The following is a 14,767-nucleotide window of genomic DNA, read 5'->3' on the forward strand; positions in this document are numbered from 1 at the left end:
CCCGCCGCCGGAACCGGAGCGGGAAGAGGAAACCAGCGCGCGTTGAGGGTAGGTGCCGACCGTTGGTCCGCACGCTCCTGGATCACGCGCTGGTCAGGGCGATTTCCAACCCCACCCATGCCACCAGCGCGCCCAGCAGGATCGCGCCTTCCACGCGGCTGATCTTCAGGTCGCCGCGCAGCATGGGGTACAGCACCAGCGCGAAGGCCAGCAGCGCCGGCAATTCCAGGCGCACGAACGAGGCCGGCAGGGCCAGCGGCTGCAGCAGACCCATCGCGCCGATCACCAGCAGCAGGTTCACCACGCTGGACCCCAGCACGTGGCCCAGCACCATGTCGCCCTGGCCACGACGCGCGGCGGCGATGGCCGCGGCCACCTCCGGCAGTGCGGTGCCGATCGCCACGGGCAGCAGGCCCACCAGCAACGGGGACCAGCCCAGGGCGGTGCCGAAGTCCGCCGCTGCACCGACCACCAGGCGCGCGCCCCAGTACAGCGTCAGCGCAGCGATCAACACCCGCAGCACGTTCAACGGCAGGCTGGTGCGGCTGAGCGCGGATTCGGCGATGACCGCCTGCACCTCAGGGCCTTCCAGGCGCCCACGGCGCAGCAGCACGGCCTGCACGACGACGAAGCCAGCCACCAGCACGCCGGCCTCCCAGCGCTGCAAGCGGCCATCCAGGCCGAACACGATCAGAAGCAACGCCGCAGCCAGCAAGGACCACCACAGCACGGCCTGCAGGCGCGCGCGCAGCAGCAACGGTGCGGCAATGGCGGCCACCGCCAGGGTCAGGCCCAGGTTGGCAATGCTGCTGCCCACCGCGTTGCCCAGCGCCAGCTCAGGCTGGCCGACCCACAGCGCGCGCGCATTGACCGCCAGCTCCGGCAGCGAGGTAGCGATGCCGAGCAGCAACAGGCCGGCGGTGAAGGCACTGGCGCCGAAGCGCTGGGCCAGGCCGGATACGGCCTTGACGATGGAGTCCCCACCCAGGGCCAGCAACAGCAGGCCGAGCAGGAACCAGGCAATGGCTATGACGATCATCGAGCACTCCCCAGCGGTCGTGGCGCGATTCTACGCGCAGCGCCCCGCTACAGGGGCGCCGCGGCGCAAGCATCAGCCGCAGCCTTCGGCGTAGTCCACCTGCGGGGTCTTGCCAACGCGCCACGCGCCCACCTTGCCATCGGCGCCCAGCGCGAAGTCGACCACCGCCCCACCCTCCTGCGCCGGCCGCACGCGCAGGTGCTGGGCCTTGTCGTCGTACTTGTCCGGCACCACGTCGCCGCGATCCGGGTACAAGGTCTGCAGTTCCCCCAGGGTCATGCCCACCCGGCCACCGCCCGGCGCCACGATGGCGCTGCTGCGCACGTCGTAGCGCACCAGCTTGCGACCTTCGATCATCAGGCGCGGGTCTTCGGCATCCTGCGGGCGCAGGAAGTAGCAGCCGTCATTGCTGTCATCGGCCGGCAGCGGCTTTCCAGCGGCATCGGTGCCCAACCCCTGCAGGGGGCTTCCATAGCCACTGCGGACCTCGGCAATGCCGGCGCCCAGCGCCACCCCGCCGAAGCCATCCAGCCGCGCCGGGCTGTCAGTGCGCGGGTCCACCGGCGAGGCGGTGGCCAGGTCAGCATCGGCGGGCACCGAGGCGTCCTTGGCCGGAGCGGTGGCGGCAGGCTCGGAAGGTGCGGCCGGTTCCGGCGTGCGGTTGCAGGCGGCCAGCGACAACAGCAGCAGGCCAGCCAGGGGCAGGTGTTTCATGGGTGGTTTCCTGGGCACGGTGTGCAGGCACGCTAGCGCAGCGCGCGTGCAGGCGCTGCATTGTCATCGCCGTTTCATGCCGCCCGTTCAGGCTCGGCGTGCACCGACTTGGCTGTCCTTCCATGCAACCGCGCAAGACCGACCTCGCCCGAACCGCGCTGCAGGCCCACCGCGCGCCGCTGGACATGCGCCAGCGCCGGTTGCTGATCCTGTGCGACGGCCAGCGCAGCATTGCCGATCTGACCGCCCTGATCGGCCAGGAGGCGCCGGCGATGGTGATCCAGCTGATCCAGGGCGGCTATCTGCAGACAGGGCCGGAAGCGGCGGTTGCTGTGGCGCCGGCGGTAACTGCCGCGCGTGACCCTGCTCCGGCCATGGCCGGAATCGAGCGCCGCCGCTCGTTGGCGGCCGCGCGCATCTACCTGCTGGGCATCCTGGAAATGCAGCGCAATGCACAGGCGGCGGCGTTGTTCCGCGACCTGCAGCAGGCGCGCGCGGAAGACCAGGTGCTGGCGGTGCTGCGCGCCGCGCTGGGCGTGCTGCCCGGCATGACCTCGGCAGGCTATTGCGAGCGCGTGCGGCAGCGGTTGTTGGAAGCGCTGCCGTTGGAGCATTGCGTGGGGTTTGCGGCCACGGCGTAGGTAGAGTCGACCGTTGGTCGACTGCGCTTGCCTGAAAATCCCGCGCTGCGCGCGTTAGTCGACCAACGGTCGACTCTACCCCGCCGGCCCCTACGCCGAACGGAAATTGTTGCGCAAGCCGTTCCAGCACTGCTGGTAATCGCCCTGGCGATGCGCGGCGGCCAGCGCCTGTGCGCTGGGGCGTATCACCGCGCGGGTCTCGAACATGAAGGCCATGGTGTCCTTGATGACATCGGCATTGGACAGGTCGGCGTTGGACGCCTTGTCGAAGGTCGGCGCATCGGGGCCGTGGCCGCTCATGCAGTTGTGCAGCGACGCACCGCCAGGCACGAACCCTTCGGCCTTGGCGTCGTAGGCACCGTGCACCAGGCCCATGAATTCGCTGGCGATGTTGCGGTGGAACCACGGCGGGCGGAACGTGTTCTGCGCCACCAGCCAGCGCGGCGGGAAGATGGCGAAATCCATGTTGCTGGTGCCGGGCGTGTCGCTGGGCGAGTGCAGCACCAGGAAGATGGACGGGTCCGGGTGGTCGTAGCTGATCGAGCCGATGGTGTTGAAGCGGCGCAGGTCGTAGCGGTACGGCGCGTAATTGCCGTGCCAGGCCACCACGTCCAGCGGTGAATGGTCGATCGGCGCGCGCCACAGGCGGCCGTCGAACTTGGCGATCAGTTCGAAATCGCCGTCGATGTCTTCGAAGGCGGCATGCGGGGTCTCGAAGTCGCGCGGGTTGGCCAGGCCGTTGGCACCGATCGGGCCCAGGTCCGGCAGCTTCAGCAGTGCACCATGGTTCTCGCAGACATAGCCACGGCTGGGGCCGTCGGGCAGCTCGACGCGAAAGCGCACGCCGCGCGGGATCACCGCGATCTGCTGCGGCTCGATCTCGATCACGCCCAGCTCGGTCAGCAGGCGCAGCGCGCCCAGCTGCGGCACGATCAGCAGTTCGCCATCGGCGCTGTAGAAATAGCGGCCCACCATGTCCCGGTTGGCGGCATACAGGTGGATGCCCACACCGGCGTGCGCATCGGGTGAGCCGTTGCCACCCATCGTGTACAGGCCTTCGACGAAGTCGGTCGGCAGTTCCGGCAGCGGCAGCGGGCTCCAGCGCAGCTGGTTCGGCGATGCCGGCTGCGCGTTGTAATCGCATTGCAGCCGCGACTGCGCGAACGGGGTGAACTCGCCATGGGTCACTGCCGGGCGGATGCGGTACAGCCAGCTGCGGCGGTTGCTGCCGCGCGGCGCGGTGAACGCCGTACCCGACAGCTGTTCGGCGTACAGGCCGTGGGCCACTTTCTGCGGCGAGTTCTGCCCGACCGGCAGCGCACCCGGCACGGCTTCGCTGGCAAATTCGTTGCCGAAGCCGGACTGGTAGCCGCGGGCGGTGATGGCGGTGGACATGGGGAGCTCCTGGTAGCTGCGCGGCCGGAACGGGAAACAGCCGAGCATGGCTCGGCTCTACAGGTGAGCAGACGCCGGGCATGGCCCGGCGCTACTGTCGAACGTTACAGCACGCCGCGGCGGATCTGGTCGCGCTCGATGCTCTCGAACAGCGCGGTGAAGTTGCCTTCGCCGAAGCCTTCGTTGCCCTTGCGCTGGATGATCTCGAAGAAGATCGGGCCGATGCAGTTCTGGGTGAAGATCTGCAGCAGCTTGCGCTGGTGGGTTTCCGGGTCGGCGTCGATCAGGATCTTGTTCTTCGCCAGGCGCGCCACGTCTTCACCGTGGTTGGGCACGCGCTGGTCGATCACGTCGAAGTAGGTTTCCGGCGTATCGAGGAAATCCACGCCCTGCGCACGCATGGCTTCGACGGTTTCGTAGATGTTGTCGGTGAAGCAGGCGATGTGCTGGATGCCCTCGCCCTTGTAGGCGTCCAGGTATTCGTTGATCTGGCTCTTCGGATCGGACGATTCGTTCAACGGAATGCGCACGATGCCGTCCGGCGCGGTCATCGCCTTGGACACCAGGCCGGTCTTCAGGCCCTTGATGTCGAAGTAGCGGATTTCGCGGAAGTTGAACAGGCGCTCGTAGTAGTCCGACCACTGCTGCATGTTGCCGAAGTACAGGTTGTGGGTCAGGTGGTCGATGAAGGTCAGGCCGAAGCCGAACGGATGCAGGTCGGCACCGGCCACGGCTTCGTAGTCGCCATCGAAGATGCTGCCGGCGGCGCCGTAGCGGTCCACCAGGTACAGCATGCAATCGCCGATGCCCTTGATGACCGGTGCGTTGACCGCCTTGCTGTCCGGCTTGAACGCCACCGCTTCGGCGCCATTGCCCAGCGCGGTCTGGTAGACCTCAGCGCCCGGCTTCTGGAAGCGGATGGCGAAGCCGCAGGCGCAGGGACCGTGCTTTTCGGCGAAGTCGGCGGCGAACGAATCGGGGTCTTCATTGACCAGGAAGTTGACGTCGCCCTGGCGATAGACGGTAATCGGGCGCTGCTTGTGCTTGAGCACCGCGCTGAAGCCCATCCTGCGGAAGTAGTCGTGCAGTTCCTGGCCACGGCCGGCCGGGGCGGCGAATTCGACGAACTCGAAACCGTCGATGCCCATCGGGTTTTCGAAGGTGGTGACCTGCATGCCGGGGTTCGGGTGCGAGGCGGTCGGGACGGCGGTATTCATGGCGTGGCTCCGAATCGGTGCCGCATCGGCACAAACCAGGTGCGGGCGGGGTTGGACCCGGCGAGAATGCAGGGTACGGACCCAACCTTTATAGTTACAACTGAAACCACCAGCAAGGTGCACCGCAGCATGAACCCAGCCGATCCCGCCTCCACCCGCGTGCGTGCCTCGCACGTCCTGCTCGACCTGGAACAGTTCCTGCCATATCGGCTGAGCGTGCTGTCCAACCGGGTCAGCGGCAACATCGCCAAGCTGTACGGCGACCGCTATGGCCTGGCCATTCCCGAGTGGCGGGTGATCACCATCCTGGCCCTGTACCCGGGCTCGTCGGCCAGCGAAGTGTCCGACCGCACGGCGATGGACAAGGTCGCGGTCAGCCGGGCCGTGGCGCGGCTGCTGGAGCGTGGCTTCATCAAGCGCGAGACCCATGGTGACGACCGCCGCCGTTCGGTGCTGGCGCTGTCGGCGGCCGGCTTCGAGGTGTACGAGACGATTGCACCGCTGGTGATCGAGATCACCCGCAAGCTGATGTCGGTGCTGAGCGAGGAAGAAGAGCAGGTGCTGGAAAAGCTGATCCTGCGGCTGGCCGGGGACGGCCTGGAGCGGATGGGCGAAGGGGTGTAACCGCACCGATCCTGCCGCTGTTCCGGGGTCAGAGCCCTTTCCTGCGGAAAGGGATCCGACCCCGAGCGGGCTCAGCTCAGGTGCTTGCGCCGGGCGTGGATCCACGGCACCGCCAATGCGGCGATGGCGCCGCCGGCGAACCCCAGCGAGGCGGCGACGGTCGCCGCTTCCACCGCGCCCGGCAGGGCCAGCGCGGCGGTCACCAGCAGCAGCGAGGGCAGGCCGACGAAGGTGCCCAGGAAGAAGGTCCAGCGCGGCGACCAGGTGTTGAGCTGCAACAGGCTGACAGGCTGCCAGGCGTCCCCCGCCGTGTCTTCGGCAATCTTCGCCACCACCTTGGCCAGGTCCACTTCCGGCACCAGCTTGCCGGGGCGGGCCGCGGCAATCGCTTCGGCCACCGCATCCACCGGCGGGAAACTGGCCGGCCACGCCGCCGGCGCAGCCACGCCGTAGGCGGTCAGCAAGGGCACGCTCAACCATGGCGCCAGCAACGGCCGCAGCTTGCGCCGGCCGTACACGCACCAGATCTGCGGCTGGCCGTGGGCGGTCACGCTGTACAGCGCCAGTTCCCCCGGCGGCGGATAGCCGAGCATGGTCACCCGCGCGGCCAGACTGTCCTGGTCCATGGCGCGCAGGAAGCCGGGGCGGCTGCGCCCTTCCTGCATCCAGGCCAGGCCCAGTGCGCCGACCAGCCACGCTTCGGCCACGTCCTTGCTGCCCGCGCTGGCGCGCTCATCACTGGCCAGGTACCAGGCCAGCGATTTCGGTTCGGCCACGTCCTGCACACCCCACCGGCTGTCATCGCCCAGCACGTGGCGCACCGGCAGGCGGGCGGGGGCGGTCTCGCCGCGTTCGCCAGTCTGCAGGAACGGCAGCACGCCCTGGATGAAGCTGGACAGATCGATGGCGCGCAGGCCGGTGCCCTGCCATTCGGCGGGCAGCAGGCCGGTCAGCTGGCCTTCGGCGGCAAGCCGGTCGAGGCGGGCCTTCTGCTCCACCAGCTTCTGCACGGCGCCCTTCAGCACCACGTTGTCGGGCAGCGCGATCTGCGGCAGGCGGTAGCGCGGCGGCGCCAGGTCCAGCGGGTCTTCGCCGGTACCGGCATCGTCCAGCAGGGTTTCCTGCGCGGGCAGGCCTACGCCTTCGGAAGCCGCGCCGTCGGCCGGTGTGCTGGCGGGGTCGGGCGATCGGGTGGCGTGGTCGCTGTGCATGGGCGCTCCTGCGGGTGGGGGCCGCAGTCGATTCGACTGAGGTCCTTGCCGTTAGCGGCCATGGGGGGGATTTCTGTAACCGCTTGGCAGTCGAGCATGCACGGTCGTCGAGCAAGCACGGCAGTCGAGCATGCAGAGCAGTCGAGCAAGCTCGACTCTACGGATTCGGGGTCAGCGGGGGGGCGCCCACTTTTCCAGGAAGGCGATGAAGCGGGCGCGGCTGTAGCCCTTGCCGTCGGCCTTGGGCTTTTCCAGTTCGCCGGTGAACTGCGACTGCAGCAGGGTGCCGTCGGCATCCAGCACGAACAGGTGCGGGTAGCCCTTCACCTGCGGGTACTGCGACAGGAACGCGGTGTTCTCGTTCTCTTCGCTGTAGTGCACCTTCATCCAGACGTAGTTGGCATCGCGCAGGCGGCGCACGTCGGCGTCGCCTTCGATGAACTGGTCCATCAGGTGGCACCACGAACACCACTCGCCGCCCACGTCCAGGATGATGCGCTTGTTGCCGCGCTGTGCTTCCACCTTGGCCGTTTCCAGATCGGCCTGCGGGTCGCGGGCCGGATCGAAGCTGGCGTTGAGGCCGGCAATGGCGGCGATATCGGCCGCCGCCGGGGTGTTGCCCGAGGCCACCGGCACGCTGGGGTCAGCGGCCGGTGGCTCGGTGGGGCGGGTATCGAGGGGCTGGGTGGGCTCGCTGGCGGCAGGCGGAGCGGGTTGCGCACAGGCGGCCAACAGCACCGCACTCAACATCGCCACCCCTGCCCCGCCGAAACGCTTGCGCATGCCCACTTTCCTCGCGATTACTTGACGCCGTGCATCAGCTTGTTGATCAGCGGCGCGATCAGGAACAGGACCACGCCCGAACCGATCAACGCCCAGAACCCGAAGGTATACCCCTTCAGGGCCGATTCGATCGTCATGCCGCCTTCACCGCTGACCGCACCGGCGAAGATGCCCGACAGGTTGTTGCCGATGCCGGTGGACAGGAACCAGCCACCCATGCCGAAGCCGACCAGGCGCACCGGGGCCAGCTTGGTCACCATCGACAGGCCGATCGGCGACAGGCACAGCTCACCGACCGACTGGATCACGTAGACCATGAACAGGGTCCAGAACGGGATCTTGCCGTCCACCACCATCTGCGACAGGGCGAACATCAGCAGGGCGAAGGCGGCGCCGTTGAACAGCAGGCCCAGGCCGAACTTGCGCGGAATGGACGGATTGGCGCGGCCCATGGCCACCCAGATCCAGGCAATGATCGGCGCCAGGGTGATGATGGCCACCGAGTTGACCGACTGGAACCACGCGGTCGGGAAGACCCAGTCACCGAACTTGCGGTTGACGATGTTCTCGGCCAGGAAGGTGAAGGAGCTGCCGGCCTGTTCGAAGAACATCCAGAACATCACGTTGAAGGCGAAGATGATCAGCATGGCGATCACGCGGTCGCGCTGCACCTTGCCCTCGCGGATGCCTTCCACCAGCAGCAGGATGGCCAGGGCGGTGAACATGGCGCCCAGGATCCAGGCCAGCGCGGTGGCGCCGGTGGCCAGCAGGAAGTAGGCCACCGGAATGGCGACCACGGCGCCGATCAGCACCATCACGATGCGACCGAAGCCTTCGGCACCGGCCGGCGGTGCGCCAATGCCCTTCAGGCCGGCACGACCGATGTAGAACCACACCAGCGAGATCAGCATGCCCACGCCCGAGGCGATGAACACGATCTTGTACGACGGCATTTCCGAGGTACCGAACACCTTGCGTGCCAGCCATTCGGTCAGCACCGGGGCGATCATCGCGCCGATGTTGATGCCCATGTAGAAGATGGTGAAGCCGGAGTCGCGGCGTTCGTCCTTCAGGCCGTACAGCTTGCCCACCATGGTGGAGATGTTCGGCTTGAACAGCCCGTTGCCGACGATGATCGTGGCCAGGCCGAGCTTGAAGATGTGTTCCTGCGGCAGCGAGATCATGAACAGGCCGGCGGCCATGATGATCGCGCCGGTCAGGATCGAGCGCTGGTAGCCCAGCACCCGGTCGGCCACGTAGCCACCGAAGATGGCCGCGGCGTAGACCAGCGCCAGGTAGGCGCCGTAGATGCGGCTGGCATCGCCTTCACCGGCGGCATTGCCGCTGTAGAACTGCGAGACGATGTACAGCACCAACGCCCAGCGGATGCCGTAGAACGCAAAGCGTTCCCAGAATTCGGTCATGAACAGCATCCACAGCGGGCGCGGGTGGCCCAGCGTGGTCTTGAAGTCCGGCAGCGCCGGTTCTGGGGTGTTCGCAGTGGCGTTTAGGCTCATGCGGGTTTCCTGGTTCGGTGGATGGGCGGCACATCCGCTGTGCGCTGGAGCAACGCGCGAGGATCACCGACTTCTGGCGTTCACGTCAAATACACGCCGTTTGAGGCAGGTCTCGGCCTGCTCGCTGAACTTGCATCTGAAACGATCCAGCCGGTCGCGGCGGACCAAGCTGAATGGGGATCAAGCCTGATCGGCCGGGGGGCCGGCCTGCAGGGTGCTGCGCACCTGGAACAGCTCGGGGAAGAAGGTCAGCTCCAGCGCCTGTCGCAGGAAGCCCACTCCGGACGAGCCGCCGGTGCCGCGCTTGAAGCCGATCACCCGCATCACGGTGCGCATGTGGCGGAAGCGCCAGAGCTGGAACGCGGTTTCCAGGTCCACCAGGTCCTCGCACAGCGAATACTCGCGCCAGTAGCGGTCGGTGTCCTGGTAGATGCGCTCGAATACCGGCTGCAGGGCGTCGTCGGCCACGTGCGGCTGGGTCCAGTCGTGGGTGTCGTACACCGCCGGGACGGCATGGCCGAAGCGGGCCAGGTACTTCAGGAATTCCTCGTACAGGCTGGGCGCTTCCAGCACGGTGCGCAGCTGCGCCTGCCCAGCCGGGTCGTGCTCGAACACCTGCAGCATCTGCGCGTTCTTGTTGCCCAGCAGGAACTCGATGTAGCGGTACTGCAGCGACTGGAAGCCCGAGGACGGGCCCAGCACGTCGCGGAAGCCCATGTATTCGGACGGGGTCAACGTTTCCAGCACCGACCACTGCTCGGTCAGCTGGCGCAGCACCTGCTTGCTGCGGGCCAGCACCTTGCGGCACTGCCACACCTCGTCGCGCTGCAGGAAGCCGATCGCCGCACGCAGCTCGTGGCCCAGCAGCTTCAGCCACAGCTCCGAGGTCTGGTGCTGGATGATGAACAGCATCTCGTCGTGGTGCGGCGGATTGGACAGCGGCTGCTGCGCGCTCAGCAGCTGGTCCAGCCGCAGGTAACCGCCATAGGTCAGGCGCCCCTGCAGATCGGTGTGGATGCCAGCTTCGAGATCGCGTTGGTTGTTGTCGACGGACATGGGCGGGACCAGATCAGGGGCGGCAAGGGTAGCGCGTTGCCGCCGCGCTGGCAGCGGCAGTGACCGTACCGGGGCGTGCGGTGGCCCGTGGAGCCAGCCGCGAGCCCCCGGCTGCGCGTGGAACCGTTTGCGCCGTTGCGCCAGCAGTCAGCCAAAGGCGTATTCTGATGCTTTGCAGCAACGACTGAATACGTTGTTGTTATTGGCCCCCCACCCGTCGGCAGGGGTACAACGGGGAATCGCCGTGTTGCGCCGCAGGAAGGCTATTTCGTACGCCTTCCTTAACATGGCGATTCATATCATTTGTAACTTCTCTGTCGAAGGTGCAGTACGCAATGACGGTAGCCGCCGAGTTCAAGATCGAATACCTGCAGTACCTGGACGCGGACGGCAAGCTCGTCCGCAACGACCTGCCCGCATCCCTGAAGGATCCGGCTGTCCTGGTGCCGCTGTTCAAGCAGATGCTGTACGTGCGCACGTTCGACAGCAAATCCATCGCGCTGCAGCGCACCGGCAAGCTGGGCACCTATGCCGCCTGCCTGGGCCACGAGGCCGCGCACGTGGGCATTGGCGCCGCGATGAAGCAGGGTGACGTGTTCGCCCCCAGCTACCGCGAGTACGGCGCCATGTTCATGCGTGGCGTGCGCCCGTACGACGTGCTGATGTACTGGGGCGGCGACGAGCGCGGCAACGACTACACCGGCAACGCGGTGAAGGACTTCCCGTTCTGCGTGCCGATTTCCACCCAGTGCCTGCATGCCGCCGGTGCTGCGCTGAAGTTCAAGCTGAACAACGAAGCGCAGATCGCGGTGGCGGTGTGCGGCGACGGTGGCAGCTCCAAGACCGACTTCTACGCCGCGCTGAATTCGGCCGGTGCCTACAAGCTGCCGCTGATCCTGTGCATCGTCAACAACGGCTGGGCCATCTCGGTACCGCGCTCGGCCCAGACCGGTGCCGAAACGCTGGCGCAGAAGGGTCTGGCCGGTGGCCTGCACTGCCTGCAGGTGGACGGCAACGACCTGATTGCGGTGCTGGCCGCGATGGAACAGGCACGCGAACGCGGCCTGGCCGGCGAAGGCGGCACGGTGCTGGAACTGATGACCTACCGCCTGTCCGACCACACCACCGCCGACGACGCCCGCCGCTACCGTGACGACGCCGAAGTGAAGGACGCCTGGACCCGCGAGCCGATGCTGCGCCTGCGCAAGTACCTGGTCGCCCAGGGCGTGTGGAGCGAAGAAGAAGAAAAGACCTGGGTCGAGCAGTGCGCGGCCAAGGTGGACGAGGAAGTGAACCAGTACCTCAACACCCCGGTGCAGCCGGTCGAGGCCATGTTCGACTACCTGTATGCCGATCCGCCGGCGGACCTGCTGGCCCAGCGCGCGGCTGCCATTGCCCTGGAGCAGCGCCATGGATGAGATCAAGCACGGCGCTTCCGCTTCCCAGGCCAATGCCGCCGACAGCGCCGCTGTCGCCGGTGGAGACATCGCAATGACCGCTACCCCCATCACCCTGATCGAAGCCATCACCCAGGCGCTTGCCTGGGAGCTGGAACACGACCCGTCGGTGCTGGTGCTGGGCGAGGACGTGGGCGTGAACGGCGGCGTGTTCCGCGCCACCGCCGGCCTGCAGCAGCGCTTCGGTTCGCAGCGCATCCTCGACACCCCGCTGGATGAAACCACCATTGCCGGCCTGACCGTCGGCCTGGCCGCGCAGGGCATGAAGCCGGTGGCCGAAGCCCAGTTCGATGGCTTCGTCTACCCGATGGTGGACCACATCATCTGCCACGCCGCGCGCCTGCGTACCCGCACCCGTGGCCGCCTGCACTGCCCGATGGTGCTGCGCGTGCCGTGGGGCGGTGGCATCCGCGCGCCGGAACACCACAGCGAAGCCAACGAATCGATCTTCACCAACGTGCCGGGCCTGCGCGTGGTGCTGCCGTCCAGCCCGCAACGTGCCTATGGCCTGCTGCTGGCCGCCATGCGCGATCCCGATCCGGTGATCTACATGGAACCCAAGCGCATCTACCGCCAGTACAAGGAAGTGGTCGTCAATGACGGCGAAGCGCTGCCGCTGGACGTGTGCTTCGTGCTGCGCGACGGTACCGACGTGACCCTGGTCGCCTGGGGCGCGCAGGTGAAGGAAGCCCTGGAAGCGGCCGACAAGCTGGCCGGCGAAGGCATCAGCGCCGAGGTGATCGACGTGGCCACCCTGCGCCCGCTGGACTTTGCCACCATCGCCGAATCGGTGGCCAAGACCGGCCGCTGCGTGGTCGTGCAGGAAGCGCCGAAGACCGCTGGTTTCGGTGCCGAGATTGCCGCCCGCCTGGCCGAAGAATCGCTGTATGACCTGCTGGCCCCGGTCGAGCGCGTTACCGGCTACGACACCCACATTCCGCTGTTCCGCCTGGAAATGAAGTACCTGCCCAGCGTGGACCGGATCGTGACCGCGGCCAAGCGCGCGGTGGCGGCGGGCTGACATGCGGGCCCGCCTGCTGGCGGCTTACCGCAGCCAATATTCCAATCCGCTCCGGTTCCGCACCGGCCAGATCGTCGAAGTGGGTGTACGTGACGAGGAATGGCCGGCGTTTGCCTGGGTACGCAGCAACGATGGGCGCGCCGGTTGGGCGCCCGTCGCCTGGCTGCAACCGCTGGACGAAGGTCGCGCCGAAGTCCTGCGCGACTACGACGCCCGCGAGCTGGATGTGGAAAGCGGCGAGATGGTGAAGCTGCATCACGAACATGGTGGGTGGTGGTGGTCCGAGCGCGCCAACGGCGCGACGGGCTGGCTGCCGGCCCGCGAACTGGAACTGCTGGAAGAGAACTGCACATGAGCCAGACCAAGAACTTCAACCTGCCCGACCTGGGCGAAGGCCTGCCGGACGCAACCATCGTGGAATGGTTCGTGAAGGAAGGCGATGTGATCAAGCTGGACGAACCGCTGGTGTCGATGGAAACGGCCAAGGCCGTGGTGGAAGTGCCCTCGCCGGTGTCCGGCAAGGTGCTGAAGCTGTCCGGCGCGGCTGGCGACATCATCCCTACCGGTTCGGTGCTGGCCAGCTTCGAGATCGACCCGAACCTGCCGCAGCGCGCCGATGGCCAGGACACCGGCCACAGCCACGGCCATGCCCCGGCACCGGCTGCTGCCGCGCCGACCCCGCCGCCCATTCCGACGGCAAGCCCGACGGCTGCCCCGTCCGTGGCCGAAGAAGCCAAGGCCGAGCGCGATGATGCCGGCACCGTGGTCGGCGCCATGCAGAGCTCCAACGCGGTGCATACCGAACAGGCGCTGGCCGTCGGTGGCGTCAAGGCCGTGCCGGCCGTGCGTGCCACTGCGCGCAAGCTGGGCGTGGACCTGTCGCGCGTGCGTGCCACCGGCGCCGATGGCGCGGTGACCATGGCCGACGTGAAGCAGGCCGCCGCCAACGGCACCGCCAAGCTGGGCGCCGCCCCGGCACCGGCGGCTGCCGCTGCGTATGCCGCGCCGGCCCCGGCGCAGGTATCGGCCCCGGTGCAGAGCGAAGCCCGCACCCCGCTGTCCGCCGCCGGCAAGCCGATGCGCACCCAGCCGCCGGGCGTAGTCGCCAAGGGCCAGCCGGAACCGCTGAAGGGCGTGCGCCGCAACATGGCGCGGGTGATGGCCGACGCGCACAGCAAGGTCGTGCCGACCACGCTGAACGACGACGCCGACATCCACGCCTGGCTGCCGGGCAACGACGTGACCGCGCGCCTGGTGCGTTCGATCGTGGTGGCCGCGCAGAAGGTGCCGGCCATGAACGCCTGGTTCGACGGTGAAGCGCTGACCCGCACCCTGCACGCGCAGGTGGACATCGGCATTGCCGTGGACACCGACGATGGCCTGTTCGTGCCGGCCCTGCGCAATGCCGACATGCTCGACGCCCGCGGCATCCGCGAGGGCGTGAACCGTCTGCGCGAGCAGGTGGAATCGCGTTCGATCGCCGCCTCGGAACTGAGTGGCTACACCATCTCGCTGTCCAACTTCGGTATGTTCGCCGGCCGCTATGCCACCCCGGTGGTCGTGCCGCCGTGCGTGGCCATCGTCGGTGCCGGCCGTGCCCGCCACCAGATGACCCCGGTGATGGGCGGCGTGGAAGCGCACAAGGTCATCCCGCTGTCGGTCACCTTCGACCACCGCGCGGCGACCGGCGGCGAAGCAGCCCGCTTCCTGCGCGCGATGATGGACGACCTGGCGCTGGCCAGCTGATCGACCCACTGAACGATGGGTGCCAACCTTGGTTGGCACCGGAATTGGAGAAACGCCGGGTACTGCCCGGCGTTTTTTTGTGGGCGAAATGCGGTGATCGACTGCCGCCGCGTGTGCGCTTGCCCTGGCGTGTGCGTGTGCGTGTGCCTTGGCGTGTGCGTTTGCCTTGGCGTTTGCGTTTGCCCTGGCGTTTGCGTTTGCCCTGGCGTTTGCGTTTGCCCTGGCGTTTGCGTTTGCCCTGGCGTTTGCGTTTGCCCTGACGTTTGCCTTGGTAGAGTCGAGCTTGCTCGACTGCTCTTCGCGAAAGGCCAAGGCAGTCGAGCAAGCTCGACTCTACGAAAGGCGA

The 14,767-nt window shown here is 67.5% G+C and carries 14 protein-coding genes; 6 read left to right on the top strand and 8 right to left on the bottom strand.

What is annotated here, in order from left to right; translation table 11 throughout:
• Positions 1 to 82 precede the first annotated feature (82 nt).
• Positions 83 to 1,039 (bottom strand): sodium:calcium antiporter, encoded by a 957-nt coding sequence (locus AC06FA_RS17150; RefSeq protein ID WP_478069338.1) that lies wholly within the window; start codon positions 1,037 to 1,039, stop codon positions 83 to 85.
• Between the two features lie 72 nt (positions 1,040 to 1,111).
• Positions 1,112 to 1,753, bottom strand: coding sequence for a hypothetical protein (locus AC06FA_RS17155; protein ID WP_478069339.1), 642 nt, complete (start codon positions 1,751 to 1,753; stop codon positions 1,112 to 1,114).
• 122 nt (positions 1,754 to 1,875) lie between these two features.
• Here AC06FA_RS17155 and AC06FA_RS17160 point away from each other — a divergent pair, with 122 nt between their 5' ends.
• Positions 1,876 to 2,394 (top strand): hypothetical protein, encoded by a 519-nt coding sequence (locus tag AC06FA_RS17160; protein ID WP_478069340.1) that lies wholly within the window; start codon positions 1,876 to 1,878, stop codon positions 2,392 to 2,394.
• A 90-nt stretch (positions 2,395 to 2,484) separates the two neighbouring features.
• On the opposite strand, the gene hmgA is transcribed toward AC06FA_RS17160, so the two are convergent.
• Together hmgA and hppD are read right to left on the bottom strand one after the other, a co-directional pair.
• Positions 2,485 to 3,789: a homogentisate 1,2-dioxygenase gene (gene hmgA, locus AC06FA_RS17165; RefSeq protein ID WP_478069341.1), complete on the bottom strand. Its 1,305-nt coding sequence runs from the start codon at positions 3,787 to 3,789 to the stop codon at positions 2,485 to 2,487.
• A gap of 104 nt (positions 3,790 to 3,893) precedes the next feature.
• Complete coding sequence (hppD, locus tag AC06FA_RS17170) at positions 3,894 to 5,006, bottom strand: 4-hydroxyphenylpyruvate dioxygenase (protein WP_478069342.1); 1,113 nt, start codon at positions 5,004 to 5,006, stop codon at positions 3,894 to 3,896.
• 129 nt (positions 5,007 to 5,135) lie between these two features.
• Between hppD and AC06FA_RS17175 the strand changes: the two genes are divergently transcribed.
• Positions 5,136 to 5,630, top strand: coding sequence for a MarR family winged helix-turn-helix transcriptional regulator (locus tag AC06FA_RS17175; protein ID WP_108751109.1), 495 nt, complete (start codon positions 5,136 to 5,138; stop codon positions 5,628 to 5,630).
• Between the two features lie 71 nt (positions 5,631 to 5,701).
• On the opposite strand, the gene AC06FA_RS17180 is transcribed toward AC06FA_RS17175, so the two are convergent.
• The 4 genes from AC06FA_RS17180 to AC06FA_RS17195 all read right to left on the bottom strand — a co-directional run bounded on the left by AC06FA_RS17180 (position 5,702) and on the right by AC06FA_RS17195 (position 10,197).
• A complete protein-coding gene (locus tag AC06FA_RS17180) occupies positions 5,702 to 6,841 on the bottom strand; it encodes a hypothetical protein (RefSeq protein WP_478069343.1) in 1,140 nt (379 codons plus the stop codon).
• A gap of 171 nt (positions 6,842 to 7,012) precedes the next feature.
• Positions 7,013 to 7,624, bottom strand: a complete 612-nt coding sequence (locus AC06FA_RS17185; RefSeq protein WP_478069344.1) for a thioredoxin family protein — start codon at positions 7,622 to 7,624, stop codon at positions 7,013 to 7,015.
• A 17-nt stretch (positions 7,625 to 7,641) separates the two neighbouring features.
• The gene (locus AC06FA_RS17190) at positions 7,642 to 9,141 is read right to left on the bottom strand and encodes a peptide MFS transporter (RefSeq protein ID WP_478069345.1); all 1,500 of its coding nucleotides are present in this window, start codon (positions 9,139 to 9,141) and stop codon (positions 7,642 to 7,644) included.
• A gap of 180 nt (positions 9,142 to 9,321) precedes the next feature.
• Positions 9,322 to 10,197 (bottom strand): tryptophan 2,3-dioxygenase, encoded by an 876-nt coding sequence (locus AC06FA_RS17195; RefSeq protein WP_478069346.1) that lies wholly within the window; start codon positions 10,195 to 10,197, stop codon positions 9,322 to 9,324.
• A gap of 335 nt (positions 10,198 to 10,532) precedes the next feature.
• On the opposite strand from AC06FA_RS17195, the gene pdhA reads away from it, so the two are divergent.
• Genes pdhA through AC06FA_RS17215 form a run of 4 tightly spaced genes read left to right on the top strand, consistent with a single transcriptional unit; the run spans position 10,533 to position 14,421 of the window.
• A complete protein-coding gene (gene pdhA, locus AC06FA_RS17200; RefSeq protein WP_478069347.1) occupies positions 10,533 to 11,615 on the top strand; it encodes a pyruvate dehydrogenase (acetyl-transferring) E1 component subunit alpha in 1,083 nt (360 codons plus the stop codon).
• Positions 11,608 to 12,675, top strand: coding sequence for an alpha-ketoacid dehydrogenase subunit beta (locus AC06FA_RS17205; protein WP_108751115.1), 1,068 nt, complete (start codon positions 11,608 to 11,610; stop codon positions 12,673 to 12,675). The genes pdhA and AC06FA_RS17205 overlap by 8 nt, the downstream gene beginning before the upstream one ends.
• A 1-nt stretch (position 12,676) precedes the next feature.
• Positions 12,677 to 13,030 carry an SH3 domain-containing protein gene (locus tag AC06FA_RS17210; protein WP_478069348.1) on the top strand — a complete coding sequence of 118 codons (354 nt, stop codon included), beginning with the start codon at positions 12,677 to 12,679 and terminating at the stop codon, positions 13,028 to 13,030.
• Complete coding sequence (locus AC06FA_RS17215; protein ID WP_478069349.1) at positions 13,027 to 14,421, top strand: dihydrolipoamide acetyltransferase family protein; 1,395 nt, start codon at positions 13,027 to 13,029, stop codon at positions 14,419 to 14,421. The genes AC06FA_RS17210 and AC06FA_RS17215 overlap by 4 nt, the downstream gene beginning before the upstream one ends.
• Positions 14,422 to 14,767 lie beyond the last annotated feature (346 nt).

The organism is Stenotrophomonas sp. Steno-C17 (genome assembly GCF_056393165.1).

Coding starts and splice junctions, on each gene's coding strand:
- AC06FA_RS17150 (WP_478069338.1), bottom strand. CDS start 1,039: ATGATCGTCATAGCCATTGCCTGGTTCCTGCTCGGCCTGCTGTTGCTG.
- AC06FA_RS17155 (WP_478069339.1), bottom strand. CDS start 1,753: ATGAAACACCTGCCCCTGGCTGGCCTGCTGCTGTTGTCGCTGGCCGCC.
- AC06FA_RS17160 (WP_478069340.1), top strand. CDS start 1,876: ATGCAACCGCGCAAGACCGACCTCGCCCGAACCGCGCTGCAGGCCCAC.
- hmgA (WP_478069341.1), bottom strand. CDS start 3,789: ATGTCCACCGCCATCACCGCCCGCGGCTACCAGTCCGGCTTCGGCAAC.
- hppD (WP_478069342.1), bottom strand. CDS start 5,006: ATGAATACCGCCGTCCCGACCGCCTCGCACCCGAACCCCGGCATGCAG.
- AC06FA_RS17175 (WP_108751109.1), top strand. CDS start 5,136: ATGAACCCAGCCGATCCCGCCTCCACCCGCGTGCGTGCCTCGCACGTC.
- AC06FA_RS17180 (WP_478069343.1), bottom strand. CDS start 6,841: ATGCACAGCGACCACGCCACCCGATCGCCCGACCCCGCCAGCACACCG.
- AC06FA_RS17185 (WP_478069344.1), bottom strand. CDS start 7,624: ATGCGCAAGCGTTTCGGCGGGGCAGGGGTGGCGATGTTGAGTGCGGTG.
- AC06FA_RS17190 (WP_478069345.1), bottom strand. CDS start 9,141: ATGAGCCTAAACGCCACTGCGAACACCCCAGAACCGGCGCTGCCGGAC.
- AC06FA_RS17195 (WP_478069346.1), bottom strand. CDS start 10,197: ATGTCCGTCGACAACAACCAACGCGATCTCGAAGCTGGCATCCACACC.
- pdhA (WP_478069347.1), top strand. CDS start 10,533: ATGACGGTAGCCGCCGAGTTCAAGATCGAATACCTGCAGTACCTGGAC.
- AC06FA_RS17205 (WP_108751115.1), top strand. CDS start 11,608: ATGGATGAGATCAAGCACGGCGCTTCCGCTTCCCAGGCCAATGCCGCC.
- AC06FA_RS17210 (WP_478069348.1), top strand. CDS start 12,677: ATGCGGGCCCGCCTGCTGGCGGCTTACCGCAGCCAATATTCCAATCCG.
- AC06FA_RS17215 (WP_478069349.1), top strand. CDS start 13,027: ATGAGCCAGACCAAGAACTTCAACCTGCCCGACCTGGGCGAAGGCCTG.